The organism is Photobacterium lucens (assembly GCF_009873615.1).
Classification (GTDB): Bacteria; Pseudomonadota; Gammaproteobacteria; order Enterobacterales; family Vibrionaceae; genus Photobacterium; species Photobacterium lucens.
Genome location: NZ_SSMG01000067.1, coordinates 1 through 1,559, shown reverse-complemented (window position 1 = coordinate 1,559; position 1,559 = coordinate 1). Strand labels below are relative to the sequence as shown.

Here is a 1,559-nt window from a genome sequence, read left to right as displayed (position 1 = left end):
GACTCCGATTGAATATCGAAATCAGGCCTTACAAGCCGCTTAACCGAAATGTCCAACTTTATGGGGTCACATCATAGAATGACACGGCTTTTCTTTTATGGGAAACAGATTAGATAACCAGTTTTCCTGTTGCTAGTAGGTAAATACCGAATGCTGAAATCGTAATTAAGAAGATTACAAAGTAGATTTCTTTACCCACAAATACGGGTTTATTTTGTTCACGCTTAGCTTTAATAAAGAAGAATAAGCCAGGTAGATACAAAATAGCAGACAACAATAAATGATGTAGACCTGATGCGTAAAGTAGCCAAATACCATAAATAGTCGCAAATAGACCCACCCACATTAATGCCCCACGGTTCTTTGTTTTAATGGCGAGCTTTAAGGTATATGCCGCAACAAGGAAGTAGGGAATTAAGATCATTTCAGACGCGATGATCAAAATACTGTTATAGGTACCACCTGCAAATGTGACAGCAAATAACGAAATTTGAATACAGATTGTCGTTAGGTTTAACGCAGTGACTGCTGTTCCAGCTTCATTTTGCTTCTTATAGCTTTTGGGAAATACATTATTATTTGCGGCAAGGAATGGCGCTTCAGTGGCCAAAACTGTCCAGCTAAGGAATGCTCCACATACAGAGATCAATAAGCCACAGCCGATAAGTACTGCACCCCAAGGGCCTAAGATATGTTCTAAGACTTTTGCCATTGACGGATTTTGTAACTTCGCTAGTTCAGGCGTACTGATGACACCCATAGATAGTAGCGTTACAAAGATATAAATAACTAATGCTGTTAATAATCCTAAAATGGTTGCACGACCGATATCTTTACGATCACGAGCGCGAGAAGATACAACAACCGCACCTTCAACACCAATGAATACCCATACGGTGATCAGCATGGTGGACTTTACTTGATCAAGTAAGCCATGTGTAGGGCCAAACTCGACACCAGTAAAATCAAAAATGAAGGTATGCCATTTAAATGCAAGTAATGTGAAGAAGACGAATAAAAATAGCGGTACTAGTTTCGCAATAGTAGTGACTAAATTAATAGTTGCAGCCGTTTTAACTCCTCGTTGAATAAGGAAGTAAACAAGCCACAAAATAATAGAAGCCCCCGTAACTGATTGCCATGTATTACCTAAGCCAAATATCACGTCGTTTGGCTTATCAAAGAACATACCTAAGGTACTAAATACGATCACTAAATACGAAACGTTAGCAAGCATGGCACTTAACCAGTAACCCCATGCTGAACAGAATCCTACGTAGTCACCAAAACCTGCTTGAGCGTACCCAAATACACCACTGTTAATCTCAGGTTTTAAAATTGAAAGGTATTGAAACGATAGGGCAAGAAAAATCATGCCGATACCAGTGATCATCCACCCAATCATTACCGCAGCTGGACTTGCTACCAGTGCCATATTTTGAGGAAGGCTAAACACACCGGCACCAATCATTGAGCCGATTACGAGTGCGGTTAGCGCTCCTAATCCAAGCTTATTATCCATGTTGTAACCTAATCTTTAATTATTATATTTATAAGAT

General features: G+C 39.6%; 1 protein-coding gene. It reads right to left on the bottom strand.

Features of this window, described 5'->3' with window-relative positions; all coding sequences use genetic code 11:
• Window positions 1–109 precede the first annotated feature (109 nt).
• Complete coding sequence (locus E5A76_RS03745) at window positions 110–1,522, bottom strand: basic amino acid/polyamine antiporter (protein ID WP_053989675.1); 1,413 nt, start codon at window positions 1,520–1,522, stop codon at window positions 110–112.
• Between the last annotated feature and the right edge of the window lie 37 nt (window positions 1,523–1,559).

Excerpts from the sequence above, each read along its gene's own strand:
- E5A76_RS03745 (WP_053989675.1), bottom strand. The coding sequence starts at position 1,522 with ATGGATAATAAGCTTGGATTAGGAGCGCTAACCGCACTCGTAATCGGC.